The 23,823-nt window shown below is 64.5% G+C and carries 22 protein-coding genes and 1 pseudogene; 11 read left to right on the plus strand and 12 right to left on the minus strand.

Annotated features, from left to right (window positions below):
* Positions 1-57: 57 nt before the first annotated feature.
* Together FNV92_RS08770 and FNV92_RS08775 are read right to left on the minus strand one after the other, a co-directional pair.
* The gene (locus FNV92_RS08770) at positions 58-1,332 is read right to left on the minus strand and encodes a multidrug effflux MFS transporter (protein WP_143841309.1); all 1,275 of its coding nucleotides are present in this window, start codon (positions 1,330-1,332) and stop codon (positions 58-60) included.
* A gap of 304 nt (positions 1,333-1,636) precedes the next feature.
* Positions 1,637-3,466 carry an aminopeptidase P family protein gene (locus tag FNV92_RS08775; protein ID WP_143841308.1) on the minus strand — a complete coding sequence of 610 codons (1,830 nt, stop codon included), beginning with the start codon at positions 3,464-3,466 and terminating at the stop codon, positions 1,637-1,639.
* A 189-nt stretch (positions 3,467-3,655) separates the two neighbouring features.
* Between FNV92_RS08775 and FNV92_RS08780 the strand changes: the two genes are divergently transcribed.
* Entirely contained in the window at positions 3,656-3,835 is a 180-nt protein-coding gene (locus tag FNV92_RS08780; protein WP_143841307.1) for a hypothetical protein, read from the plus strand.
* A gap of 2 nt (positions 3,836-3,837) precedes the next feature.
* On the opposite strand, the gene FNV92_RS08785 is transcribed toward FNV92_RS08780, so the two are convergent.
* Positions 3,838-4,725, minus strand: a complete 888-nt coding sequence (locus tag FNV92_RS08785; protein WP_143841306.1) for a 50S ribosomal protein L11 methyltransferase — start codon at positions 4,723-4,725, stop codon at positions 3,838-3,840.
* Positions 4,726-4,889: 164 nt separating this feature from the next.
* On the opposite strand from FNV92_RS08785, the gene FNV92_RS08790 reads away from it, so the two are divergent.
* Positions 4,890-5,048, plus strand: coding sequence for a Flp family type IVb pilin (locus FNV92_RS08790; RefSeq protein ID WP_143846056.1), 159 nt, complete (start codon positions 4,890-4,892; stop codon positions 5,046-5,048).
* A gap of 117 nt (positions 5,049-5,165) precedes the next feature.
* Here the strand turns inward: FNV92_RS08790 and FNV92_RS08795 are convergent, their stop codons facing one another.
* Positions 5,166-5,465, minus strand: a complete 300-nt coding sequence (locus tag FNV92_RS08795) for a hypothetical protein (RefSeq protein WP_143841305.1) — start codon at positions 5,463-5,465, stop codon at positions 5,166-5,168.
* Between the two features lie 166 nt (positions 5,466-5,631).
* Positions 5,632-7,242 (minus strand): phytoene desaturase family protein, encoded by a 1,611-nt coding sequence (locus tag FNV92_RS08800; RefSeq protein WP_143841304.1) that lies wholly within the window; start codon positions 7,240-7,242, stop codon positions 5,632-5,634.
* Positions 7,243-7,477: 235 nt separating this feature from the next.
* Here FNV92_RS08800 and FNV92_RS08805 point away from each other — a divergent pair, with 235 nt between their 5' ends.
* Positions 7,478-9,757 (plus strand): spermidine synthase, encoded by a 2,280-nt coding sequence (locus FNV92_RS08805; RefSeq protein WP_143841303.1) that lies wholly within the window; start codon positions 7,478-7,480, stop codon positions 9,755-9,757.
* 80 nt (positions 9,758-9,837) lie between these two features.
* Here FNV92_RS08805 and FNV92_RS08810 read toward each other — a convergent pair whose 3' ends face one another.
* Positions 9,838-10,773, minus strand: a complete 936-nt coding sequence (locus tag FNV92_RS08810; RefSeq protein ID WP_244623740.1) for a glycerophosphodiester phosphodiesterase — start codon at positions 10,771-10,773, stop codon at positions 9,838-9,840.
* A gap of 826 nt (positions 10,774-11,599) precedes the next feature.
* On the opposite strand from FNV92_RS08810, the gene FNV92_RS34685 reads away from it, so the two are divergent.
* The 3 genes and pseudogenes from FNV92_RS34685 to FNV92_RS08820 all read left to right on the plus strand — a co-directional run bounded on the left by FNV92_RS34685 (position 11,600) and on the right by FNV92_RS08820 (position 14,202).
* Positions 11,600-11,989 carry a tetratricopeptide repeat protein gene (locus tag FNV92_RS34685; protein ID WP_465038564.1) on the plus strand — a complete coding sequence of 130 codons (390 nt, stop codon included), beginning with the start codon at positions 11,600-11,602 and terminating at the stop codon, positions 11,987-11,989.
* Positions 11,938-12,513, plus strand: a pseudogene (locus FNV92_RS34600) (tetratricopeptide repeat protein); the annotation flags it as partial. The gene FNV92_RS34685 and the pseudogene FNV92_RS34600, both read left to right, overlap by 52 nt.
* Complete coding sequence (locus FNV92_RS08820) at positions 12,490-14,202, plus strand: CHAT domain-containing protein (RefSeq protein WP_416377755.1); 1,713 nt, start codon at positions 12,490-12,492, stop codon at positions 14,200-14,202. The pseudogene FNV92_RS34600 and the gene FNV92_RS08820, both read left to right, overlap by 24 nt.
* Positions 14,203-14,223: 21 nt before the next feature.
* Here the strand turns inward: FNV92_RS08820 and FNV92_RS08825 are convergent, their stop codons facing one another.
* The gene (locus tag FNV92_RS08825; RefSeq protein ID WP_186355495.1) at positions 14,224-15,015 is read right to left on the minus strand and encodes a L,D-transpeptidase; all 792 of its coding nucleotides are present in this window, start codon (positions 15,013-15,015) and stop codon (positions 14,224-14,226) included.
* Positions 15,016-15,319: 304 nt separating this feature from the next.
* Between FNV92_RS08825 and FNV92_RS08830 the strand changes: the two genes are divergently transcribed.
* Complete coding sequence (locus FNV92_RS08830) at positions 15,320-15,643, plus strand: hypothetical protein (RefSeq protein WP_083850019.1); 324 nt, start codon at positions 15,320-15,322, stop codon at positions 15,641-15,643.
* A gap of 50 nt (positions 15,644-15,693) precedes the next feature.
* On the opposite strand, the gene FNV92_RS08835 is transcribed toward FNV92_RS08830, so the two are convergent.
* Both FNV92_RS08835 and FNV92_RS08840 read right to left on the minus strand, forming a co-directional pair.
* Positions 15,694-16,455 carry an ABC transporter permease gene (locus tag FNV92_RS08835; RefSeq protein WP_015684290.1) on the minus strand — a complete coding sequence of 254 codons (762 nt, stop codon included), beginning with the start codon at positions 16,453-16,455 and terminating at the stop codon, positions 15,694-15,696.
* Entirely contained in the window at positions 16,452-17,375 is a 924-nt protein-coding gene (locus tag FNV92_RS08840) for an ABC transporter ATP-binding protein (protein WP_143841298.1), read from the minus strand. Before FNV92_RS08840 ends, FNV92_RS08835 begins: the two co-directional genes overlap by 4 nt.
* 273 nt (positions 17,376-17,648) lie before the next feature.
* On the opposite strand from FNV92_RS08840, the gene FNV92_RS08845 reads away from it, so the two are divergent.
* Entirely contained in the window at positions 17,649-18,365 is a 717-nt protein-coding gene (locus FNV92_RS08845; protein ID WP_015684292.1) for a hypothetical protein, read from the plus strand.
* A gap of 152 nt (positions 18,366-18,517) precedes the next feature.
* Here FNV92_RS08845 and FNV92_RS08850 read toward each other — a convergent pair whose 3' ends face one another.
* On the minus strand, positions 18,518-18,910 hold the full coding sequence (locus tag FNV92_RS08850; RefSeq protein WP_143841297.1) for a PRC-barrel domain-containing protein: 393 nt from the start codon (positions 18,908-18,910) through the stop codon (positions 18,518-18,520).
* A gap of 364 nt (positions 18,911-19,274) precedes the next feature.
* Here FNV92_RS08850 and FNV92_RS08855 point away from each other — a divergent pair, with 364 nt between their 5' ends.
* Positions 19,275-20,264 (plus strand): zinc-binding metallopeptidase family protein, encoded by a 990-nt coding sequence (locus FNV92_RS08855; protein ID WP_041748116.1) that lies wholly within the window; start codon positions 19,275-19,277, stop codon positions 20,262-20,264.
* 18 nt (positions 20,265-20,282) lie between these two features.
* Here FNV92_RS08855 and FNV92_RS08860 read toward each other — a convergent pair whose 3' ends face one another.
* Positions 20,283-21,131: an alpha/beta fold hydrolase gene (locus FNV92_RS08860; protein ID WP_143841296.1), complete on the minus strand. Its 849-nt coding sequence runs from the start codon at positions 21,129-21,131 to the stop codon at positions 20,283-20,285.
* 117 nt (positions 21,132-21,248) lie between these two features.
* Between FNV92_RS08860 and FNV92_RS08865 the strand changes: the two genes are divergently transcribed.
* Positions 21,249-21,863 (plus strand): CGNR zinc finger domain-containing protein, encoded by a 615-nt coding sequence (locus FNV92_RS08865; protein WP_143841295.1) that lies wholly within the window; start codon positions 21,249-21,251, stop codon positions 21,861-21,863.
* A gap of 39 nt (positions 21,864-21,902) precedes the next feature.
* On the opposite strand, the gene FNV92_RS08870 is transcribed toward FNV92_RS08865, so the two are convergent.
* On the minus strand, positions 21,903-22,565 hold the full coding sequence (locus FNV92_RS08870; RefSeq protein WP_244623739.1) for a TetR/AcrR family transcriptional regulator: 663 nt from the start codon (positions 22,563-22,565) through the stop codon (positions 21,903-21,905).
* Positions 22,566-22,752: 187 nt separating this feature from the next.
* Here FNV92_RS08870 and FNV92_RS08875 point away from each other — a divergent pair, with 187 nt between their 5' ends.
* Positions 22,753-23,610 (plus strand): DUF3313 domain-containing protein, encoded by an 858-nt coding sequence (locus FNV92_RS08875; RefSeq protein ID WP_143841293.1) that lies wholly within the window; start codon positions 22,753-22,755, stop codon positions 23,608-23,610.
* Positions 23,611-23,823: the final 213 nt, after the last annotated feature.

Here is a 23,823-nt window from a genome sequence, read left to right on the forward strand (position 1 = left end):
GTGACGGTCTGGATTGCTTCGCTGCGCTCGCAATGACGGGGAGAGGACGCGCCGCCCCTACATCATCCCGCCCTCTTCCTCTTCCGCCCGTTCGATCAGCTCCTCGCTTACCACCACCTCCCGCCGCGGCACGACGAAGATCATCATGCAGGCGCAGAGCAGCGAGATCGCCAGCACGGCGGACGTGAGCGGCAGCGTGGTGGCGGAGTGGCCGCCGAGATAGGCGCCGAACTGCGACATCAGCGCGCCGATGCCCTGCTGGAGAAAGCCCATCGCGCCTGACGCAGTGCCGGCGGCTTCGGGGCGGATGCTGATCGCGCCGGCGGCCGAGTTCGCCATCACGAAGGCATTGCCGGCCATCACGATCATCTGCGTGCCGAACAGCCAGGCGGGCGCTTCGTTCCACCCCGTAAAGCTCCAGAGCAGGTTCAGCAGGCTGCCGCAGAGCTGCAATCCGAGCCCGAGCCAGATCAGCTTCTCGAGCGAGTGCCTGGGCGCGAAGCGCACGCAGAGCAGGTTCCCGACGAGGTAGGCGAAACCTGTCGTCGCGAACCACGCGCCGTATTCGGCGCTGGTCCGCCCCATCTGCGTCACCACGACGTAGGGACCGCCGCCGGCAAAGGTGAAGATGATCTGCGAGGCCAGCACCTGGCACATGACATAGCCGACGAAGGCGCGGTTGCGGATCAGCATGCCGACGTCGCCGCGAAAGCCGCTGCCGGCCGCGCGGGTGCGGCGCGTCTCCGGCAGCGCGACCGCGATGCCGATGGCGACGATGATCGCGGCAATGGTGATGGCGTAGAAGATCGCGCGCCAGCCGAATGCGGTCTCGATCAGGCCGCCGGTCAGCGGGGAGACCATCTGCCCGATCATCAGCGCGGCGACCACGAGGCTGATCATGGAGGCGACGCGGTCGCGCTCGTAGATGTCGCGGATGATCGCGCGGCTCACCACCATGCCGGCGGCGCCGCCCAGCGCCTGGAAGAAGCGCGCGGCGATCAGTTGCGGCAGGGTTTGCGCGAAGATGCAGCCGACGCTGGCTGCCACCATCAATGCGAGGCCGCCCAGCAGCACCGGGCGCCGCCCGAACCTGTCCGACAGAGGCCCCATGATCAGCTGCGACAGCGCGATGCCGACCATGTAGAGCGACACGGTCATCTGCGCGATCGAGATGTCGCTGCCGAAATTGGTCGCCAGCACCGGCAGCGCCGGAACCAGCATGTAGAGCGAAATCGGCGCGATGCCGGTCATGACGACCAGCAGCAGCAACACCACGCGCGAGGTCGCGATGTTTTTCGCCGTTTCCGGCGGTTTGCTGATCATGCCGTGCATGCGTGTCCGTTTCGTCGAAATCCGAATCGGACTGTAGCTTGCTCGCGCAAGACGGATATCGGCGTTTCGGAATGCGGCTATACGGATTCCGGGACGGTTATGATGAGGGCACGATGGCGACCGATTGGGCGCGATGTTTGTGCGACAACGACGGTGTCATTCCCCGCGAAGGCGGGGAATCCAGTACGCCGCGGCCTCTCCGCATACGTCTTCCGTCTCTGGAATACGGGATGTCCCGCCTTCGCGGGGCATGACAACCAGTGTGAGGAAACAGCCTTGCGCAAATCGCGTAGCGCCATGCGCGCTAAGGCTTCAGCTCCGCCGTGGCCTGATCGAGCCAGGCCCTGGTCGCCTCGTCCAGCGCCGGCCGCACCTCGGCCCGCACGCGGGCGTGGTAGGCGTTCAGCCAGTCGAGTTCGTCCTTGCCCAGCATCGTGACATCGATCAGCCGGCGGTCGATCGGCGCCAGCGTCAGCGTCTCGAACGCGTTCATCGGCTTCTCGGCGCCCTTGATCTCGGCTTCAACCACCAGCTCGAGGTTCTCGATGCGGATGCCGAAACCGTCGGTCTTGTAATAGCCGGGCTCGTTGGAAAGGATCATGCCGCGCTTCAGCGGCGTGGTGCCGAGCTTCGAGATCCGCGCCGGCCCCTCGTGAACCGAGAGATAGCTGCCGACGCCGTGGCCAGTGCCGTGCTCGAAATCGACGCCGGCGGCCCACAGATATTGCCGCGCCAGCGTGTCGAGCTGCGCGCCGGTGGTGCCGTCGGGGAAGATGGCGCGCGCTATCGCGATATGGCCGCGCAGCACGCGGGTGAAACGGTCGCGCATCTCGGCCGTGGTCTCGCCCACGGCCATGGTGCGGGTGACGTCGGTGGTGCCGTCTTCATACTGCGCGCCGGAATCGATCAACAGCAAATCGCCGGGCACGATCCGCCGGTTGCTTTTGCGGGTGACGCGGTAGTGCACGATGGCGCCATTCGGGCCGGTGCCGGAGATGGTCGGGAACGACACGTCCTTCAGTGCGCCGGTGTCGCGGCGGAACGTCTCCAGCGCCTCGACCGCGTCGATCTCGGTGAGCTTGCCGCTTGCCGCCTCCTTGTCGATGAAGGCGAGGAAGCGCGCCAGCGCGATCGCGTCGCGCCGGTGCGCCGTCTGCGTGCCCTTGATCTCGGTCGCGTTCTTGACGGCCTTGAGCAGCGCAATCGGATCGTTGCCGCGGACCGGCTTGCCGCCGGCGCCCGCGATCAGCCGGCTGAGGGCGTCGGCCGCGGTGGCATTGTCGAGCGCGATCGCCGCGCCGCTCTTGGCCAGCGCCATCAGCGTCGGCGCCATCGCATCGGGCTCGCGCACGTCGGCGGATTGTTCGAGGTGATCGCGCGTCAGGTTCGAAAGCTTGCGGTGGTCGATGAAGATGGTGGGGCGGCCGTCCTTGGGCACCAGCGCGTAGGACAGCGGCAGCGGCGTGTGCGCGACGTCGGCGCCGCGGATGTTGAAGGTCCAGGCCACGGCATGGCTGTCGGACAGCACCAGCGCATCGACACCGAGCCTGGCGATTTCGCTTCTGATCTGCGTGAGCTTCTCGGCCTCGGCGACGCCGGCATTCTGCAGGCTATGCACGGCGACGGGAGCGAGCGGCGGCTGCGGCCGGTCCTGCCAGATCGCATCGACTGGATTGCTGTCGACCGCGACCAGTTCGGCGCCGGCCTTGGCGCAGGCGGCGGCAAGGCGCTCGGCTGCCGCAAAAGTGTGCAGCCATGGATCAAATCCGAGGCGGTCGCCGGCCTTCAGGTGCGCCGAGACCCAGCTTTCCGGCGGCGGATCGATCAGCGATTCCACCGCCCAGACCCTTGCGTCCACCTGCTTGCCGGCCTGAATCGTATAGCGGCCGTCGACGAAGACCGCGGCTTCATGGATCAGCACCACCGCCAATCCCGCCGAGCCCGTAAAACCGCTCAGCCAGGCCAGCCGCTCTTCCGAGGGCGGCACATATTCGTTCTGCTGCTGGTCGGCGCGCGGAATGACGAAGCCGGTCAGCTTGCGGCGGGCGAGTTCTTCGCGGAGCGCTGCCAGGCGCGCCGTCAGTGCGACGCCGGCCTCGGGCTCCTCGAAAGTCTGGAAGTGCGCTTCGAACATGATGGACTCAGTTTAGGATCATGGGGATCAGTCCGCAATGTAGACGCAATTGAGGTCGTATCTGGCACGGACTGTGCTTGAAAAAGTTCCATTCGAATTGAGTGGAGTACAGGATGCAGCAGTTGCGCTTCGTCCGGATAACAGGGAAATTCGAGCAAGTGGTTCATCTCAACGGCGAGGGGACACACGATGCCAGCGTTCACGTTTGAGAAGATTTCGCCGCCGGTCCGCCGCGCACCGGCCGCCACGACACCGAAGAAGCCGCGCGGCCTCATCAGCCAGGTGATCGACCGTTTCGCCGAGCGCCGCGCCAGGCGCGCGTTGCAAGGCGAGCGCGCAGTGCAACGGGACGACAAGCCGGCGGAGTAGAATTACCCCACCTTCCTCAGCAGCAGACTGCTCCATCCCTCGATCCGCAGGTGCCGCAGCGGCACGAGGCCGCGCGCGCGGTGGGCGGCGATCACGGCGGGGGCCTGGTGGGTCAGCAGACCGGAGAGGATGACGCGGGCGCCGGGGGCGAGGTGCCGCGCCATCGGACCTGCCAATTGCCGTAACGGATTGGCAAGGATGTTGGCCAGCACCAGGTCGAACGGGCCGCATCTGGCAAAATCCGGCGCGGCGAAGCCGGTGGCGCGGATTACCCGGACCAGATTGCCAGCTTCGTTCAGCACCGCGTTCTCGGCCGCGACCCGTACCGAAGGCGGGTCGATGTCGGAGGCGAGCACGGCGCGATGCAGCGCCTTCGCCGCCGCTATTCCCAGCACGCCTGTCCCGGTACCGAGGTCGAGGACGCGTGCGGGCCGGGCGCTTTTCAGGACATGGTCAAGCAACAGTAAACAGCCGCGGGTGGTGCCGTGGTGCCCGGTGCCGAAGGCAAGCGCCGCTTCGATCTCGATGGCGAGCTTGTTCGGCGCCACGCGGTCGCGATCGTGGCTGCCGTGCACGACGAAGCGCCCCGCCGGCACCGGGACGAGGTCTTCGAGGCTCGCCTTGACCCAGTCCTTGGCCTCGATGGTGTCGAACAGAAGCGTCTCGGCAATGTCGTTTCCTGCCGAAGTTGCAATGAGTTCACGCAGCAACGCCTGGTCCGGCGCTTCGGCGAAATGCAGCGTGACGTCCCAGCGTCCGTCCGGCTGCTCGAACGCGGCAACCGCCGCGTCGCCCTCGAAAAAGACTTCGGTGAGCACGTCGACGACGCGCTTGGCCGCGGCCTCGGTGCCGATTGAAAAGCTGGCGCGATGAGTGGGCGAAGGCTGCATTCAGAATTCCGTTGATCTCAATTTTTGGAACTTTTGTATCCAAATTTCCGCACAACTTGTGGTTCCCGGGTTAACCTGACCGTAGGTTGTACTCCGTAGATTTTCGGCTGTTGGATCCAGCCAACACGGCTTGAAAATTGAAATGGAGGCGAGTCTTGAAGAGCATGGTTCAGAAGTTCTGGTCGGACGAGTCCGGTGCAACCGCGATCGAGTACGGCCTGATCGCAGCCGGCATCGCGCTGGCGATCATCACCGTGGTGAACAGCCTGGGCACCAGCATGAACGAGAAGTTCGGTTCGATCAGCACCAAGTTGGGCAACTGATCCCGGTTTCCTGATCCCAGCAGGAAGCATTTCTTCATAGCAGCTATTTTGGCGCGCGCCCGCAAAGGAAAGCGATTTCCTTGCGGGCGAAGTCGCATCTGGAGCTCCGGTAGTGTCTCAGTTTGAAATTTCTTTGCGATTTTGATCGCTACTCGCATTCTTGCCGTGGCGCACGTAAGCCGGGAGGCGAATAGCGCCAAAAGCGAGAGCCCCTAAGGGAATCGCGAAATACCAGTCAAGGTTCCCAAGACGAGTAGCCAAAATCGCGACGGCCGCACCGACGATGATCGCGGCGGCCTGATTCCACCGGGCACCGATCTCACCCGCTTGCTTTGATGAGCGAAGGTAAACGGCAGCCCCTAGCGAAATAATCGCCACGGCTGCCGCGCCAATAATTGGAATCCACGCGTCTTTCATCTCTTAGTTCCCCTCCCCTTGCCGCTATCCTTCACACCGCTAATCCACAGGGTTGTCCGCAGGGATTTACCAGCCTTCTCCACAGCCTTTTGGGCTGGCTGTGAAGGGTCCTCGTGAGCCTTTTCTCCATGTTAGTGACAGGCTTCTCCACAGCCTGTCCACGCCGTTATCCACGGCTTCCGAACAGGCCGCGGTGATCCTTCAAGATCGCCTGCGCGGCGTTGTGGCCGGGGGCGCCGGTGACGCCGCCGCCGGGATGGGCACCGGAGCCGCAATGGTACAGGCCCTTCAGCGGCCCGCGATAATCGGCATGGCCCAGCATCGGCCGCGCCGAGAACAACTGGTTCAGCGACAGCGCGCCGTGGAAGATGTCGCCGCCCAACAGTCCGAACTGCCGTTCGAGATCGAGCGGCGAGAGAACCTGGCGGCCAAGCACACTGCCGGCAAAGCCCGGCGCGTATTTGTCCACCGTCGCGATCATGAGATCGGCGACCTCGTCGCGATGGTCGTCCCAGGACCTGCCGTCCGGCAACTCCGGCGCGACGTGCTGGCAGAACAGGCTCGCGACATGCTTGCCTTCGGGCGCCAGCGTGTCATCGAGCGTCGAGGGGATCAGCATCTCGACGACCGGCTCGCGGCTCCAGCCCTGTGCGCGCGCATCGAGCCAGGCGCGGTCCATGTAGCCGAGATCAGGGGCCAGGATGATGCCGGAGGAGAGATGATCGCCGTCGCCCGCCAGCGCCGTGAAGGAGGGCAGGCGGTCCAGCGCCACGTTCATGCGGAAGGTGCCGGAGCCGTTCTTCCAATTGCGGATGCGGGCTAAGAAGTCGGCGGGCAGCGCGTCGGCCGCGATCAGCCGCGTATAAAGCAGCTTGGGATTGACGTTGGCCGCGACATATTTCGCGCGGATCGTCTCGCCGTTCTCCAGGACGACGCCCACGGCGCGGTCGCGCTCGACGATCACCTCGCGCACGCCGGCACCGGTGTCGATCACGACGCCCCGCTCGCCTGCAGCGCGCGCCATCGCCTGTGTGATCGCACCCATGCCGCCGATGGCATGACCCCAGACGCCCTTCTTGCCGTTCACCTCGCCGAAGGCGTGATGCAGCATCACATAGGCCGAGCCGGCGGCGTAGGGGCTGGCGTAGTTGCCGACGATCGCATCGAAGCCGAACAGCGCCTTGACCAGATCGTGCTCGAAACGCTCGTCCAGCATCTCGCCGGCCGAGCGGGTGAAGAGATCGAGCAGGCTGCGGCTCTGCTCCAGCGTGAGCCCGCGCAGGATGTTGGCACTCTGGAGCGCGTTCACGGCCTCGCGGATCGCAGCCGTGCCGATGCCCGCCAGCAGGTTGGGCGGCGCGCGCAGCACGAATTGCCTGAGCACGTCGGCGATGTCTTCCAACTCGCGCGAGAACCCGTCGAGCGCGACGGCGTCATGGGGGCTCAGCCGCGCGATGGAGGCCTTCGTCCGCCCCTCGCCGGTGAGGAGATAGCTGCCGTCGGGGGCGGGCAGGAAATTCTGCGCGCGCCGCTCGACGATTCGCAGGCCCTGCTTGGCCAGCCCGAGGTCGCGGATCACCTGCGGATTGAGAAGGCTCACGGTGTAGGCCGCCACCGAGTTGCGGAAGCCCGGATGAAACTCCTCCGTCACGGCCGCCCCGCCGACCACCTGGCGGCGCTCGACCACGCGCACGCGCAGGCCCGCCATGGCGAGATAGGCCGCGCAGGTGAGGCCGTTGTGGCCGGCACCGATGATGACGACGTCGGTTTCGCTCATGATCTCCCTGGCGTCATTCCGGGGCGATGCGAAGCATCGAACCCGGAACCTCGAGATTCCCCGGTGCGCAATTGCGCACCTGTGGTCTGGTCCTTCGGACCATCCCGGAATGACATCTCTATATCAAGCAATCGTTGCTGCAACATCACGAGCCCCTTTATTGCCCGTTCGGGCGCCTTGTGCTCCATTGCGCGCGCGTCCGGCGCCCGCCGGGGAATTGCTTGCCGGAGCTTCCATGGATTCGATCGTGCAACCCGCCGCCACGGAGCAGCCGTCGTCGTCGCGCAACCGGCTGCTGCTGACGGTCTACACCGCTGCGATCTTCGTCAGTGCGCTGCTGCTGTTCTCGGTGCAGCCGCTGTTCACGAAGATGGTGCTGCCGCGGCTCGGCGGCTCGCCGGCGGTGTGGTCGGTGGCGATGGTGTTCTTCCAGTCGCTGCTGCTGGCCGGCTATGCCTATGCGCATCTGCTGATGCAGACCAGGAATCGCGTCATCCCGGTGGTGGTGCATCTCCTGCTTCTGGTGCTGGCCTTCGTGACCCTGCCGCTCGGCATCGCCTCTGCTTACGGCGAGCCGCCGGCGTCGGGTTATGCGTTCTGGCTGCTCGGACTGTTCGTGGTCTCGATCGGACTGCCGTTCTTCGCACTCGCCGCCAACAATCCGCTGCTGCAGGCCTGGTTCGTCCGCACCGGCCATCCCGCCGGGCACGATCCCTATTTCCTCTATGCCTCCTCCAACATCGGCAGCTTCCTCGCGCTGTTGTCCTATCCGTTCCTGCTGGAGCCGATCTTCACGCTGCACACGCAGAACCGGCTCTGGACCGGCGGCTATGGCGTCCTGATCCTCCTGATCGCCGCCTGCGGCGCGCTTCTGCTGCGCTCGCCGAAGCTCGCGATCGTCGATGCGCAAACCGCGGACGTCGATGCGCCCGCTCCAAGCCTGTTGACGCGGCTGCGCTGGATTTTCCTGGCCGCGGCGCCGTCCGGCCTGCTCATCGCCGTGACCGCACACATCTCGACCGACGTCGCGGCCGCGCCGCTGCTGTGGGTGCTGCCGCTGTCGCTGTATCTGTTGACCTGGGTGGTGGTGTTCCAGTCGCGGCCGCTCTTGCCGCACAAATGGATGCTGATGCTGCAGCCGGTCGCGATCGCGGGCGTCGTTGTCCTGCTGGCGTTCGGCGGCGAGCAGAACCTGCTGCTCACGCTCGGCGGTCACCAGCTCTGCTTCTTCGTCATCGCCATGGCCTGCCATGGCGAGCTGGCGCGGACCCGGCCGGCGGCCAGATATCTCACAGGATTCTATGTCGCGCTGTCGTTCGGCGGCATGGTCGGTGGGCTGTTCGCGGGCCTGGTGGCGCCGTTCACTTTCTCGTGGATCGCCGAATATCCCATCCTGGTCGCGCTCGCCGCGCTGTGCCGGCCGCCCGCGAACGAGCGGCTGGCGGGCATCGTCAAATGGTACTGGCTGGCGCTCGCAGCGCTCGCGGTGGCGCTCGTCGTGCCGTCCACCATGACGGGCGGCCTCTCGACTTGGTTCGAGGATCACCGCGTCTGGGTGGCCGGTGCCGTCGGTGTTCTCGCCGCCTTGCTGGCGCTCGCGCTCAATGCCGGTCGCTGGAAGATATTTGCCACCGTGGCGCTCGCGCTGGCGTTGATCCGCGTCTATCCCGCGGACGAGGGCCGCGTCACGACGGTGCGCAGCTTCTTCGGCGTGCACAAGATCGTGGTGACGCCCGGCGGCTATTTCCACGTGCTGATGCACGGCACCACCATTCACGGCGCCGAGCGCTTCCGCAACAATGACGGCACGCCTGTTACCGGCCGGCCCGAGCCGATCACCTATTATCACAAGGACGGCGGTATCGGGCAGGCCATCACGGCCATCCGCGAGCGCAAGGGCGTACCGCTGAAGGTGGCTGCGATCGGCGTCGGATCGGGTACGCTCGCCTGCGCGGCCGAACCGGGTGAGGACTGGAAATTCTTCGAGATCGACCAGTCCATGGTCGACGCGGCCAGTGACCCGAAGAACTTCCGCTACATATCGAGTTGCATGCCGGGCCTGAAGCCGGTGATTGGCGATGCCCGCCTCACCTTCGCGAAGGAGCCCGACGGTGTCTATGACCTGATCATCGTCGATGCCTATTCGTCGGATGCGATCCCGATCCATCTCGCCACCGAAGAGGCGATGAAGATCTACAAGGACAAGCTCGCCCCGCACGGCGCCGTGGTGATGCACGTCTCCAACCGGCACCTCGATCTCGAGACTGTCGTGGTCGGCATCGCCGATGCCAACGATCTGAAGAGCTGGGTCTTCAACGAGGATTCCGGGCGCGATTCCGATTACATCTTCTCGACCGACGTCGTCATCTCGGCGCGCGAAGAGGAAGATGTCGGCAAGCTCGTTTCATCCAAATCATGGGAGCTGACCGAAGCCGACGACAGGGTGCGGGTCTGGACCGACGATTATTCCAACATACTCGGCGCGCTGTATCGGCGTTTGAGGGATGGAGAGTAGGGCGTTTCGATCTCTCATGCCCCGGCCGCAGCGTAGCGCTTCTTCAGCGGTGCGCTGCATCCGGGACACGAGACTGAGGCTTACGGCTCCACCGGCGTCCCCGCCGGCAACGCAATGCCCTTCTCGCCCGCGACCTGCCGCAGCAGGTCCGGCTGGTCCGAGATGATGCCGTCGACGCCGAGCTCGATCATGCGCGCCATGTCGTCGCGCTTGTTGACCGTCCACACCACGACGCGCAGTCCGAGCGTGTGGGCCTCGGTGATCAGCGCCTCCGTGACATCGCCAAGATAGGGCGACCAGATCGCGCCGCCCGCAGCCTTGATCGTCCGCGGCAGCGAGCCACCGTGATCGGCCGGACTGAAGCCTGCCGTCCAGCTGGTGGCCTTGTCGAGCGCGATGGTCGGCGCGGAGCCGCGCTGGAGCGTCAGGTACACGGTCGCAATCTTGGGCGCCTGCTGCTGGACCAGACGCAGGGTCCGCCAGTCGAACGACTGGATCATGACGCGATCGGAAAATCCCTCGGCCTCGATCAACCCGAGCAGTCTTGCGACAAAAGCCTGCGGATCGAGCGCCTCGTCGGGGTGCTTCGGATTTATCTTGGTCTCGATGTTGAAGCGCACGCGGGTGTTGCCGGACTTGCGCACCAGCGCGAACAGCTCGCCGAGGGTGGGAATGCGCGTTCCCGGCATTGCGCGTTGGTCGGGGAATTGTTTCGCGTAAGAACTGTCCGGCCGGATCTGGCCGACGTCATAGGTCCTGACGTCTTCAAGCCGAAGCTTGATGAATGGCGTCCCTGGCGCAGCGATGTAGCCGCCGTTTCGATCTCGCGCGAGATCGGGGTTGAGACCACGCTCATGCGACACGATCACCTCGCCGTCGGCGGTGATGCCGACGTCAAGCTCCAGCGTGTCCACGCCCATTGTCAACGCGTTGGCAAAAGCAGGCAGGGTGTTTTCCGGCAGCAGCGCCCGCCCGCCGCGATGCGCCTCAAGGTCAAAGGCCAGGTCGGATCCCATGGCATCTCCCGCAACCAGAACCGAGAGCGCGGTCAGTATTATCGCTGCACGTGATGTCATCACAGTCCGAGAGGCGGTGGAAAGCACGGCATTAAAACGCATTCTGCGCGCCGGGCCCATTCTAAAGGCTTTCCTGCCTCAATTCATTCCCAAGCCGGCGCATTTTCCTGTTGTCGACAGCTGCGGTGCCTGCCCGTATCTTCCGCGGATTGCCATTTGACGCGCGTGACGGGATTTTCGCATGAACCGCGCCCGCTTGTTTGTCGCATTTCTGGTCATGGCCCTGTTGTCCGGGCCGGCTTTCACCCAGCGCGGCAACGATTTTGATTCGCTGGTCGCTCAGATGAACGCGGCAACGCAGGCCGGCCACTGGGCCGAGGGGCTGGCTGCTGCCCAGAAGCTGGAAAATCTGGTGCGCCGCCGGCAGGGCGCCGACAACATGAACTATGCCGGCGTGCTGCACAACGAGGGCATGTTCCTCCACGATCTCGGCCGCTTCCCGGAAGCCGTCGACAAGCTCAACGCAGCGCTCGCCATCAAGCTGCGCAACAACGACGTCGCCTCCACGCTACGCACTTCGAACATCCTGGTCGGATCGCTCGGCATGCTCGAGCGCCGGGCGGAGGCGACCGCGGTCGCCGAGCGGGCGCTTGCGCTCGGCACCAGTGCTTTTGGCGCCAACGACGGCAGGCTTGCCGGGACGCTGTCGGCGCTCGGCGGGCTAGCGCGCGACAACGAGAACTTCAAGGAAGCGGCCGGCTATCTCGAACGGGCGCTCTCGGCCTTGCAAGCTGCCAACGCGCCGCCCCTGGATGTCGCTTCCGCGATGGACGATCTTGGAGATGTCTACGGACTGCTCGGGCGCTTCGACGACGGCGAGCGACTGCTGAAGCAGGGGATCGAGCTGCTCGATCGCAGTTTTGGCAAGAATGCCGAGACCACGCCGAACTACGACAAGATGCTCAACGATCTCGGCAACCTCTATCTGGACGCCGGTCGACTGCCCGATGCCGAGGCGGCGATGCGGCGGGCGCTTGCCATCACGCGAGCACGAAACGGCGACGCGCATCCGAATGTCGCGGCCACAATGGGTAATCTCGCCACCGTGCTCAAACACGAGGCGCGCCATGCCGAGGCCGAAAGCTCTATCAGCAGACCCTTCAGGTCTACGAGAGGCTCTACGGTCCCAATCACCCGACGACCGCGATCGGGCTGAACAACCTCGCCAACGTCTACTCGGCGCAAGGAAAGCACGATGCGGCCGCAGGCCTCCAGGAGCGGGTGCTCGCGATCTACGAAAAGGCGTTCGGCCCGGAGAGCCCGGACGCCGGTCGTGCCCTGAACAATCTCGCGAACAGCTACGGGGATCTGGGACGCAATGCGCAGGCGCTCGATCTCTACCGGCGCTCGCTGACCGCCATGGAGCGCAAGTTCGGGGAAGGCAGCGGCCCGACTGCACTGGCGGCGGGCTCGCTCGGACAGGCCCTGATGGACGCTGGCCGCATGGATGAGGCCCGGCCATATCTGGTGCGCTGCCTGGAGATCGACGAGCGCGTGCTCGGCGGCACGCATCCGCAACTCGTCAAGGACCTGCGCAGCATCGCGCTTCTCGACCTCAAGACTGGCAACATGATCGATGCACGCAGCCGGCTTGGTCGCGCGCTTGCGATCGCGCAGGACAGGCTCGGGCCACGGCATCACGATTCCATCGCCACGATGATCAACCTGGCCGACGCCGACCGCCGCGAGGGTAAGTGGCCGGATGCCCTGGCGCGGCTACGGCTCGCTGCAGCCGCGCTGAACGCCGAGAAGAATACGCAGTTCGTCCGTTTTCCCGAGATCGATCCCTGGCTGATCGATGCGATCTGGCGCGTCTCCGACGGCAAGCCCGACAATGCCGCAAAGGACGAGGCCTTCGGCGCCGCTCAGCGCGCGCACGAGACCAGCGCGGGTGCCGCGCTGTCGCAGATGGCGGCCCGGTTCGGCGCCGGCAACGATGCGATCGCCGGACTGGTGAGGCGGCAGCAGGATCTGAAAACCAGCCTCGAAACGCTCGACAAGCGGGTCACCTCCGAACTCGGGCAGGCGGACGGCAAGCGCAACGACGCACTGATCGCCAGCCTGCGCGCGCAGACGGCGCAAACGCGTAAATTGCTCGAAGACGTCTCGGCCCAGCTCGACCGTAGCTTTCCGGCCTATGCTGAATTGTCCAATCCGCAACCGCTGTCCATCGCGCAAACGCAGGGGCTGCTGAAGCCCGACGAGACTCTGGTGGCGTTCATCGTGCGCGGTGACAAGACCTACGCCTTGGCGGTGACCCGTGAGGCAAGCGCGCTGCGTCAGATTGCGCTCGGCAGCCGCGAGATCGGCGACCGTGTTGCTCATCTCCGGCTCGGGCTCGCCAATCCCGAGGCAGTCCAATCGTCATTCGACCTCGATGCGTCCTTCGAACTCTACAATGCGCTGTTCGGCCCGATATCGGCCGACATCGCCGGCAAGCCAAAACTGCTGGTCGTCCCGGCCGGTGCGCTCACCAGCCTGCCGTTTCATGTGCTGGTGACCAAGAAGCCCGACACGGCGTCTGCCGACCGCTTTCGACAGGCGGCATGGCTGCTCAATGAGCGCGCCATCACGGTGTTGCCATCGGTGCCGAGCCTGCGCGCGCTGCGCAGCCTTGCCAGGGACTCACGCGCGCAGAAGCCGTTCATCGGATTTGGCGATCCGGTGTTGCGGCGTTTGCCGAGCGACAAGCGCGCGGGACGCAACGTGCAGCCATACCAGAGCTACTATGACGGCACTTCCGTTGATATCGAGCGCCTGCGCACGGGGCTGCCTTCGCTGCCGGAAACCGCGGGCGAGCTCCAGGCCGTGGCGCGTGCGCTCGGCGCCTCGCCGCAGGACGACGTCAAGCTCGGCTCAGCCGCGACCGTGACCAGCGTCAGCACGCTGCCGCTCGATCAATACCGTGTCATCGATTTCGCCACTCACGGCCTCGTTGCCGGCGAGGTCAGCGGCCTCAGCGAGCCCGCGCTCGTGCTGACATTGCCGGACAAGCCGACCAGCGACGATGACGGCCTGCTCACGGCAAGCCGCATCGCAAAACTCAAGCTGGATGCGGACTGGGCGGTGCTTTCGGCGTGCAACACGGCAGCCGGCGACAAGCCTGGCGCCGAGGGCCTGTCCGGCCTTGCGCGCGCGTTCTTCTACGCCGGCGCGCGGGCGCTTCTCGTCTCGCATTGGCCGGTCGATTCCGATGCGGCGGTGCGGTTGACCACGGGCGCCTTCTCCGAGCTCACAGCGCATCCCGGCATCGGCCGTGCCGAAGCGCTGCGCCGGTCGATGAAAGCCTTGATTGCCGACCGGTCGTCGTCGCGCAACGCCGATCCTGCCGTGTGGGCGCCGTTCGTGCTGGTGGGCGAGGGCGGTTGACGCTGATCGCGCTCAATTGCCTCAGTTCTGGTAGTAATAGCCGCGCGGCTGATAAACCTGCCGCGGCTGAGGCTGATAATAGGAGCCCTGCTGGCCGTAGCCCTGGTTGTAATATTGCTGCGGCTGCTGCTGATAGACCTGCGCGTCATAGAGCGGGCGGTTGCCGCGCGGCGCCGGATAGCGCGCGCCGGTGTCGCTGCCGTCGGCCGGATAGATGTAGTTGTCGTCCTGCGGCATGTAGCGGCGGGCGGGCTGCGTCGGCGGCGCCAGATTCACCGGATCTCCCGACGTGGCGTACTGCTCCTCGGCCGGCTGCGGCGCACGGGCGACCGCGTTGTTGGTTCGGCCGCGCGGATTGCGGGCGAGCGCCACCTGCGCCGAGCCGGTCAGGGTCACCGTGGTGTTGAGCACGCCCTGCTGCTGCACCAGCGCATAGAGCGTCGAGGCGTTCTGGCGCGACAGCCGCACGCAGCCGTGCGAGGCGGGCGAGCCGAGCCGGCCGACCGAGTCGGTGCCGTGGATGGCGTGCCCGACCTTGGTGAAGAAGATCGCGTGCGGCATCGGCGCGTCGTCGAACTCCTTGGAGTAGTGATCCTCTTCCATGCGGAAGGTGCGGAACGCGCCGTTCGGCGTTTCGCGCGAGGGGATGCCGGTCGACACCGGCCAGCGATAGCGCGCGACGCCGTCGACGGCGACGGTCATCTGCTGATTGTCTTTGTCGACGGTAATCTCGACCTTGGCCTGCGCCGTGCCGGCGCTCAAAAGCATCAATGATGCAAAAGCGATGAAATAAGAACGCATCTGGAAACGCATTTGGATTCTGGCCTCCGGCCTGTTCACGCTAGGCGCCGCGGCTCTCCGTCCCCGGCGTGCAATATGCCTGCAATCCGGCATTCGTTCCAGCGGCCTGCTCAGCCATCGTTAACGTGATGCCGGGCGTAAGCAAGGCCGCTTTGTGCCGCGCAGGCCGCGGCCCTGCTGACATTTTCGCGAGCGGACCCGTTCATGATGGCGCCAATTTGTCATGAAGACGCAACCAATTGGCCGCATCTGCGTTAGTGCAGCGCTGATCTCTCGGCCAGCGGCCATCGCGGCCGGCTCACCCTTAGGAAATCCAATGAACAGAGTTCGTGTCGCCGCCGCTTCGTTGCCGGCCGGTCGTTCTGCCCGCCTGCTCTTCGCAGGCGCCGCCATCCTGCTCGGCCTTTCGTGCCTGCCTCAGCCCGGTCACGCCCAGGGTATCGTGCGGGGCGCCCAGGAAGGCTCCTATGAAGGCAACCGCATCGCCGGCCCGGTGGGTGGCGCGGTCGGAGGCGTCGTCGGCGCTGGCGTAGGCGGTGCCGTGGGCGCGGTCGAGGGCGTGTTTGGCATTCCCCATCGCGGCCATCGCCGCTGCCGCGGCTATTATGACGGCCACAATCGCTTCCACTGCTACAGGTGACGTCCACCGTCGTCATCCGGGCACGCGCTACGCGCACCCGGAATGACAGCTCAATTCTTCAAACGGTACCCTGTTCGGAAAATCCACCAGATCACGGCGAGGCAAATCACCAGGAACGTCAGCGTCATGCCGATGCTGACGGCGACGCTGACATCCGCGATCTCGTAGAAGCTCCAGCGGAAGCCGGAGATCAGGTAGACGACCGGGTTGAGCAGCGCCACCGTGCGCCAGGTCGGCGGCAGCATGTCGATGGAATAGAAGCTGCCGCCTAGGAATGTCAGCGGCGTCACCACCAGCATCGGGATCATCTGGAGCTTTTCGAACCCGTCGGCCCAGATGCCGATGACGAAGCCGAACAGGCTGAACGTCACCGCCGTCAGCACCAGGAAGGTCAGCATCCAGACCGGGTGATGTATGTGCAGCGGCACGAACAAGCCGGCCGTGGCGAGGATGATAAGCCCGAGAATGATCGACTTTGTCGCGGCGGCGCCGACATAGCCCAGCACGATCTCGACATAGGAAATCGGCGCCGACAGGATCTCGTAGATCGTGCCGGTGAACTTCGGGAAATAGATGCCGAAGGACGCGTTGGCGATGCTCTGCGTCAGCACCGAGAGCATGATCAGGCCCGGCACGATGAAGGTGCCGTAGCTGACGCCCTCGACCTGGCTAATGCGCGAGCCGATCGCGGCGCCGAACACCACGAAATACAGCGAGGTCGAGACGACCGGCGAGACGATGCTTTGCAGCACCGTGCGCCAGGTGCGTGCCATTTCGAACAGATAGATGGCGCGGACTGCGCGATAGTTCATGACGTCCTCACGAGGTCGACGAAGATGTCCTCGAGCGACGATTGCGTCGTGTCGAGATCGTTGAAGCGGATGCCGGCGTTGCGCAGGTCGCTGAGCAGGCTGGTGATGCCGGTGCGATCGCCCTTGGTGTCGTAGTCGTAGACCAGCATCGCGCCATTCTCGCTGAGGTCGAGCTCGTAATGGGCAAGGCTGTCGGGGAGCGAGGTGATCCTGTTCTGCAGATGCAGCGTCAGCCGCTTCTTGCCGAGCTTCTCCATCAAGGTCGCCTTATCCTCGACCAGCACGATCTCGCCCTTGTTGATGATGCCGATGCGGTCAGCCATCTCCTCGGCTTCCTCGATGTAGTGCGTGGTCAGGATGATGGTGACGCCGGATTGCTGCAGCGTGCGCACCACCTCCCACATGCCCTTGCGCAGCTCGACGTCGACGCCGGCGGTGGGCTCGTCCAGGAACAGGATCTGCGGCTCGTGCGACAGCGCTTTCGCGATCATCACGCGGCGCTTCATGCCGCCGGAAAGCGTGATGATCTTGTTGTCCTTCTTGTCCCAGAGCGAGAGGTCTTTCAGCACCTTCTCGATGTGCGCAGGGTTCTTCGGCTTGCCGAACAGCCCCCGGGAGAAGCTCACGGTCGCCCATACACTCTCGAACGCATCGGTGTGCAATTCCTGCGGCACCAGCCCGATCAGCGAGCGCGCCTTGCGGTAGGAGGTCCGGATGTCCTCGCCGCCCACGAGGACACGGCCCTCGCTCGGATTGGCGATGCCGCAGATGATCGAGATCAGCGTGGTCTTGCCGGCGCCGTTCGGGCCGAGCAGCGCAAAGATCTCGCCTGGCTTGATATCGAGATTGACGTTCTTGAGCGCCTTGAAGCCGGACCCATAGGTCTTCGACAAATTGGCGACGGAGATGATGGAAGACATGATGGCCGGCAGATTGGGGAGGGAGGCTGGAACCGTCCCGGGAGGGTGGTCAGCGGAGCCCTGAAATAGGAATGCACTTGCCCGGCCGCAATTGCCGGGAGAAAAATGGTCTCAAAACAGGCCGTTCGGTGGCTGGTTTCGGGCAAGTGTTGCGCGATGGTCACGGCCTGCTGCTAAGATTGCGGTTCACGCGGCTCTTTGTTGCGTCTGCGAGCAGGCCATGGCTACGATTCCGGCCAATCGCAAAGCGTAGTGTCCCCAGGGAAAAGATCGATGAGACCGAACGGCCGTCACACCGCCGGCGCCAGCCAGTTGTCCGCCATCCGCGTGTGGGCGATCTGCCTGCTGCTGCTGTCAGCTGTTGCCATCAACCCAACCCCCGCCAGGGCCGCGCCAAGCCAGGCCGCCGCCACGACGCATGTCTACCTGCTCCGGGGCGTGCTCAACATCTTCTCGCTCGGGCTCGACACGATCGGCTCCCGGCTCCAGGCGCAGGGCATCCCGGTGACCGTCGCGAACTTCGTGTCGTGGTCCTCGCTCGCCGATGAGGCCGCGGCCAATTACAGGGCCGGCCGGCTCAAGACCATCGTGCTGGTCGGACACTCCTCGGGTGCCACAGCGCTGCCGGACATGATCGCCAAGCTCAAGCAACTCGGCGTTCCCGTGAAGCTCGCGATCGGCCTCGATTCCGTATTCAAGACCAAGCTCACGACCGGTGCGGAACGCTACATCAACATCTACATCGGTGACGGCCCGGGCGAGCCGGTGAGGGCCGCCGACGGTTTCCGCGGCAAGCTCGACAATGTCGACGTGCGCGGCACCGGCGTCGGTCATATCTCGATCGACAAGAACGAGGCGATCCAGCGCCGCGTCATCGCCGAAATCGACGCCGCGATCATGCGCTCGCGCGCACCGGCAACCCCGGTCGCCGAACCCGGCGCGCCGCGTCAGGCGCGGTCGGCAGCGGCGACGGCACCCGCCAGGAACTGAAGCACTAGCCTGCAAGATCCAATCTGTTCACGACGCCGTCGACCTCATGGTCGGCGGCGTCGTTGTCTTTTCAGCCGTCAAGACGTGAGCGCCGAATATGCAAAGGGCCCGCCGCAATCGCGGCGAGCCCTGCAAATGTCGGCCTGAACGCCTTATTTCTTCTCGGGCACCCAAGTCGTGCTCGCCTTGTCGTACTTGAAGCCCGGGGCCTCCTTGAGCGTGTCCTTGGTCTCGTCAATCGTCAGCCACCATTTGTCGTTCTTCTTGGCGGTCTTGACCGCGCTGAAGGGAATGATGACGTCCTTTTCACCAGCGCCCAGGAAACCGCCGACGCCGAGGACGAGGCCGGTGATCTTGCCGGACTTGTCGACGAGTACGTCGTCGATGTCGCCGATCTTGCTTTCCTTGGGATCGTAGACGGCCTGCTTGTAGTAGTTGGTCACCGTCCAGCTTTCCGCCGGCGCAGATTTCACCGTGGTCGTTGCTGCATGCGCGGCGGTAGCGGCCGCAACCGCGAGAGCACATGCCAAAGCGAGTTTATTCATCTTGGTCCTCCTCAACCGTTGATCGAGGTGCCAACGGGATAAATTGGCAAAGGTTCCCTGAGGGAGGCCGGAGGAACCTGGTGTTCGATCCGGTGTTGTTGCATCATGGCTCAGAAACGAAATGCCGGACCGATGTCGGTTCAGCCCGAGCGATGCTGGTCTGCCGTGCCGGTCGGCGAGAGTGCGCCGGCCGACAAGCCCCGCTTACGACTAAATCGCTTAAGCGCGAAGCGAGCAGGCTTGTTGAGGCAGCAGGCACTGCGGATGCAGCGTGCGCTGCTCGCCGGCAAGAGCGACGGTCGCAAGTTTTCGCCGAAGTGACGAGCCGGTTGTCCGGCGTGCCGTATGTTTGGGACCAGAGCACGTGAAGCTATTCCAGTGTCCGTCGTGCCGGCAGCCGGTCTCGTTCGAGCACACCGCGTGCACGAACTGCGGCACCCAGTTGGTGTTCGATCCGTCGAGCATCAACCTGACCAAACTCGCATTCAATCAGTCCTGCCGTAACCGCGAGATCATCGGCTGCAATTGGTGCGTCAAGGGCGCGGATTGGTACTGCGACTCCTGTCGCCTCACGCGCACCATCCCGCATCTCGGTAGCACCAGGAACGTCATGCTCTGGCGGCGAGTCGAGGAAGCCAAGCGCCGTCTTCTCTATGATCTTCGTCGCCTCGGACTGCCGCTGGTCTCCCGCAGCGGCGACCGTGTGGCATTCGACATTCTCTCCGACGAGATCAATCCGATCCTGACGGGGCATCTGTCGGGCGTGATCACGCTCAACCTCGCGGAAGCCGACGATGTCGAGCGCGAGGCCCGCCGCGTGGCGTTCCGGGAGCCGTACCGCACATTGCTCGGGCATTTCCGGCACGAGATCGGCCATTTCTACTGGGACCTGCTGGTCAACAGCACGACATTCCAGGCGCCGTTCAAGCTGATCTTCGGTGACGAGACGCAGGACTATCAAGCGGCGATCAGCAGCTACTACGGCCGCACCGATCGTTCATACGACCGGAGCGGCTTCATCAGCGAATACGCCACCTCCCACCCCTGGGAGGATTGGGCGGAGACGTTTGCGCATTTTCTCCATATCCTGTCGACGCTGGACTCGCTGGCGGGTCTGCCGTTGTCCCTCGACGAGCGCGCCCGGCAGACCCTGACGGATCCCTATCTGGAGAGCGACTTCGAGGCGCTGCTGGCGTTGTGGAGCCCGCTGTCCCGCGGCCTCAACGAGCTCAACCGCTCGCTTGGGATGAACGATGCCTATCCGTTCGACATATCGCCAGCGGTGAAGGGCAAGCTGCATCTCGTGCACATGGCGATCGTCGCGTTTCGCGAGCAGCAGAGGTTGGCGGCGTAGCGCGGCGGACAGCTTCCGCTACGTCAGGAAGGCGCGGATGCTGGCCGCGATCTCGCTCGCATGCGTCTCCAATGCGAAATGGCCGGTGTCGAAGAACTGCACCACGGCGTTGGGATTGTCGCGCTTGAACGCTTCGGCGCCAGGTGGAATGAAAAACGGATCGTTCTTGCCCCAGACCGCTAGGAAGCGCGGCTTGTGCGTGCGGAAATAGCTCTGAAATGACGGATACAGCGCCACGTTGCTCTTGTAGTCGCCCATCAAATCGAGTTGCACGTCGTCCGCGCCCGGGCGTGCGAGATAGAAATTGTCGAGGTTTTGGCCGTCCGGCGACACCAGGGTCGTATCGGGAACGCCGTGCGTGTACTGCCAGCGCGTCGCTTCCGGTGTGAGGAAAGCACGCAACGTGTCACGGTTGGCGGGCGAGGGGTCCTGCCAATAAGCCTTGATCGGAGTCCAGCCATCGCTGAGGCCGTCCTCATAGGCGTTGCCGTTCTGCGAGATGATGGCCGTGATCCGCTCGGGATGGTTGAGCGCGAGCCGGAAGCCGGTCGGCGCGCCGTAGTCGAAGACGTAGACCGCGAAGCGATCGAAGCCGATGACTTCGGTGAAGCGCTCGATCACGTGTGCGACGTTGTCGAAGCTGTAGCGGAACGCTTCGCGCGAGGGCATGTCGGATTGCCCAAAGCCGGGAAGGTCAGGTGCCACGATGTGAAATCTGTCTGCGAGCAGCGGGATGAGGTCGCGGAACATATGACCTGCACTCGGGAAGCCGTGCAGTAGGAGAAGTTTCGGTGCCCCGGTGCGGCCGGCCTCGCGATAGAACACCTTGAAGCCATCGACGTCGGCGGTGCGGTAGTTGGGGGCCATGGAGGTTCTCCGTAGTAACCTGTTAAAAGCTAATATAGAGGTTACGTTTTGCGTTCGTAACTTGTCAATAGCCATTTTACAGGTTACTTAGCCAATGCCGCCTACCGAGGACCGCTCATGGACCGCCCGCCCGCGATGTTCATCGCCGACTCGCTCGGCCTCGATTTCCTGAATTCGGTCGCGACCCCGGACGATACGCCGGTCGACTGGATCAACGATGGCGATGGCCTGATCGACTGGCTGGCCCAGGCGAGGCTGGTGCCGCCGGATGAACTACACGCGCTGAAGGCGCGCGCGACGCCAGGCGAACTGGACAAGGTCGCGGACGAGGCCCGGGCCTTGCGTGAGTGGTTCAGGAAATTCGTGCGCAAGCATGCCGGCCGGCCGCTCACGGCGGCGTCGCTGAAGGAGCTCGGTCCGCTGAACAGTCTGTTGGAGCGCGACGAAGCCTTCAGCCGGATCGAGTCGGGGCATCGCGGCGGCGCGTTGTCGCTGCGAACGAAGCGGCGCTGGCGAACGCCGCAAGCTATGCTGCTGCCGGTCGGTGAGGCGCTGGCAAAGTTCGTCTGCGAGGAAGACTTCACCGACGTGAAGCAGTGCGAGGGTCATAACTGCACGATGCTGTTCGTCGACCACACGCGCAGGCGGGCGCGGCGATGGTGCATCATGGCGGTCTGCGGCAACCGTGCCAAACAGGCCGCGCACCGCAGCCGGCTCAAGGGCCAGCAATAATCCGACGGCATTCCGTCGTCTCCGTAGCAAGTCGGCCTCTTATCGCTTTCTGACCAGCTTGAGGGCGCGACCAGTCCTCTGGGGGCGCGGCTTGATCGCTGCACCCTGCGCATCGGGCGGACTGAGGAAGCGGACGAGCATCGTCTCCAGATGCGCCACGCTCCGCTTGATATCCAGCTTCGGATTGCGGATCGGCATTGCGCGGGATCCGTCGATGATCGCGATCAGGATGTCCGCCGTCGCGTCCGGATCCAGTTCTTGATCGACCCGTCCCTGGCTCTGCGCCTTCCGCAGGAAGTCGCTCCACATGCGGCGGACCGCCTCGGTGTGGCGCTCGATGATCTCAGCGAATTCCGGATTGCGGGCGGCCTCCGCGAGGCCATCCAGACTGAGGATCTGCGCGGGACGAAACCGCAGGCTGGTTTCCTCGATATCGGCGAGCAGCGCTTTGATCACGTCGGGGGCGGCGAGAATCTTTTCGAACCGCTCCGCTGCATGGGCGAGACCCAGATCGATCATCGCCTCGACGATCGCCACCTTGCTTGGAAAGTAGTGATAGAGGTGCCCCGGACTGATCCCGGCCTCATGGCAGATGTCGGTCGTGCTGGCGCCGCGGAAGCCGTCCCTGGTGAAGCAACGGATCGCCGCGCCGAGGATCTCGCCGCGCTTCTGCTCATGCTTGACGGGGTCGACTTTCCTCAACCGGACACCTCCATTCACACTCCGCCTCGCTTAGCACGACGATTCGCCACGATAAAATCAAAATTAGAGAGTTCCATCTATTTATATTGACGGATGTTGCGGTGCGTGACAATAATTATTAGAGAGATCGATCTAATAAGTCGGCCGATGCGGGAATGGGACCATGCGCTTTCCACGGACGGCCCTGATGAGTGTCGCGCTGGCTCTCGGTGGCTGCGCAGCCGCGCCGCTCGAACGCGCAGGCTCGCTCAGGAGCTACGACCGGATGTCTGACGCGAACGGTCTGGTGACGCGATCGCAGATCCGCGTGAACAAGAAGGACGTGCTGGCGGCGAAAACGATCCGGATCGCATCGACCGTCTTTCCCGCACGCACCGACGTTCCCTTTAATGAAAAGGAGCGGCGCCTGGTTGCCAACGCGATCAGCCGCGAGCTGTGTCTGCGCTTGAGCGAGCGCTTCCGCATCGTTGCCTCCGATGACGAAGCCGACCTTACCGTGCAGGCGACAGTGACGCATGCGACGCCGACCAACCCGACCGCCTCGGGTGCATCGAAAGCGCTGTCGATTGCCAAGACTGTCGCGCTTCCTGGCGTGCCTGTTCCTGTGCCACGGCTTCCGGTCGGGCTCGGCGGTCTGTCGGTCGAGGCGGAAGCGCGCGACTTCGCCGGATTTCAGAAGGCGGCGATGGTCTGGGCGCGCAACGCCAACTCCATCACGAATTCTCCGCGGGTTGCCAACGAGGGCGATGCGTACGATCTCGCGGCCGATTTCGGCGCCGACTTCGCCAAGCTGGTCACGACAGGAGAATCGCCGTTCGGCGGCATTCCTGCGCTGCCTCCGATGGACAGCATTCCCGTGCGGTTCGGCGGTGCGCCCAGATATGTCGCCTGCGAAGCGTTCGGACGGTTTCCGGGCATCACCGGTTTCGCGGGGCAGGGGCTCGGCTTGCCGCCGGCCTGGACGGATTCGGGCGCCAAGGAGAGTTCGACCGACAACCCGTCCCCGGCGCCCCAGCCGAATTCAGAGCAGTCGCTCACGCAATGATCGCGGATGAGTTCGTTGCGTCCGATCCCGACAACTTCGTAGCCGACCCGAGTCAACTACATGCCGACCCAACGAACGCAGACCCAAGTGCCAACTCGCCCTCTGTGCCAAAGCGTAGCGCGTGCGAACGCGGCCAGCGCTCCCCTGTTCACGGCCGATGAGGCGTGGAGCCGGGCAAATTCGGATCGGCGTGTCACCGACGAGACGGATGCC

Source organism: Bradyrhizobium cosmicum (assembly GCF_007290395.2).
GTDB lineage: Bacteria > Pseudomonadota > Alphaproteobacteria > Rhizobiales > Xanthobacteraceae > Bradyrhizobium > Bradyrhizobium cosmicum.

Coding starts and splice junctions, on each gene's coding strand:
- FNV92_RS08770 (WP_143841309.1), bottom strand. CDS start 1,332: ATGCACGGCATGATCAGCAAACCGCCGGAAACGGCGAAAAACATCGCG.
- FNV92_RS08775 (WP_143841308.1), bottom strand. CDS start 3,466: ATGTTCGAAGCGCACTTCCAGACTTTCGAGGAGCCCGAGGCCGGCGTC.
- FNV92_RS08780 (WP_143841307.1), top strand. CDS start 3,656: ATGCCAGCGTTCACGTTTGAGAAGATTTCGCCGCCGGTCCGCCGCGCA.
- FNV92_RS08785 (WP_143841306.1), bottom strand. CDS start 4,725: ATGCAGCCTTCGCCCACTCATCGCGCCAGCTTTTCAATCGGCACCGAG.
- FNV92_RS08790 (WP_143846056.1), top strand. CDS start 4,890: ATGGTTCAGAAGTTCTGGTCGGACGAGTCCGGTGCAACCGCGATCGAG.
- FNV92_RS08795 (WP_143841305.1), bottom strand. CDS start 5,465: ATGAAAGACGCGTGGATTCCAATTATTGGCGCGGCAGCCGTGGCGATT.
- FNV92_RS08800 (WP_143841304.1), bottom strand. CDS start 7,242: ATGAGCGAAACCGACGTCGTCATCATCGGTGCCGGCCACAACGGCCTC.
- FNV92_RS08805 (WP_143841303.1), top strand. CDS start 7,478: ATGGATTCGATCGTGCAACCCGCCGCCACGGAGCAGCCGTCGTCGTCG.
- FNV92_RS08810 (WP_244623740.1), bottom strand. CDS start 10,773: ATGGGATCCGACCTGGCCTTTGACCTTGAGGCGCATCGCGGCGGGCGG.
- FNV92_RS34685 (WP_465038564.1), top strand. CDS start 11,600: ATGGACGATCTTGGAGATGTCTACGGACTGCTCGGGCGCTTCGACGAC.
- FNV92_RS08820 (WP_416377755.1), top strand. CDS start 12,490: ATGATCAACCTGGCCGACGCCGACCGCCGCGAGGGTAAGTGGCCGGAT.
- FNV92_RS08825 (WP_186355495.1), bottom strand. CDS start 15,015: ATGCGTTTCCAGATGCGTTCTTATTTCATCGCTTTTGCATCATTGATG.
- FNV92_RS08830 (WP_083850019.1), top strand. CDS start 15,320: ATGAACAGAGTTCGTGTCGCCGCCGCTTCGTTGCCGGCCGGTCGTTCT.
- FNV92_RS08835 (WP_015684290.1), bottom strand. CDS start 16,455: ATGAACTATCGCGCAGTCCGCGCCATCTATCTGTTCGAAATGGCACGC.
- FNV92_RS08840 (WP_143841298.1), bottom strand. CDS start 17,375: ATGTCTTCCATCATCTCCGTCGCCAATTTGTCGAAGACCTATGGGTCC.
- FNV92_RS08845 (WP_015684292.1), top strand. CDS start 17,649: ATGAGACCGAACGGCCGTCACACCGCCGGCGCCAGCCAGTTGTCCGCC.
- FNV92_RS08850 (WP_143841297.1), bottom strand. CDS start 18,910: ATGAATAAACTCGCTTTGGCATGTGCTCTCGCGGTTGCGGCCGCTACC.
- FNV92_RS08860 (WP_143841296.1), bottom strand. CDS start 21,131: ATGGCCCCCAACTACCGCACCGCCGACGTCGATGGCTTCAAGGTGTTC.
- FNV92_RS08865 (WP_143841295.1), top strand. CDS start 21,249: ATGGACCGCCCGCCCGCGATGTTCATCGCCGACTCGCTCGGCCTCGAT.
- FNV92_RS08875 (WP_143841293.1), top strand. CDS start 22,753: ATGAGTGTCGCGCTGGCTCTCGGTGGCTGCGCAGCCGCGCCGCTCGAA.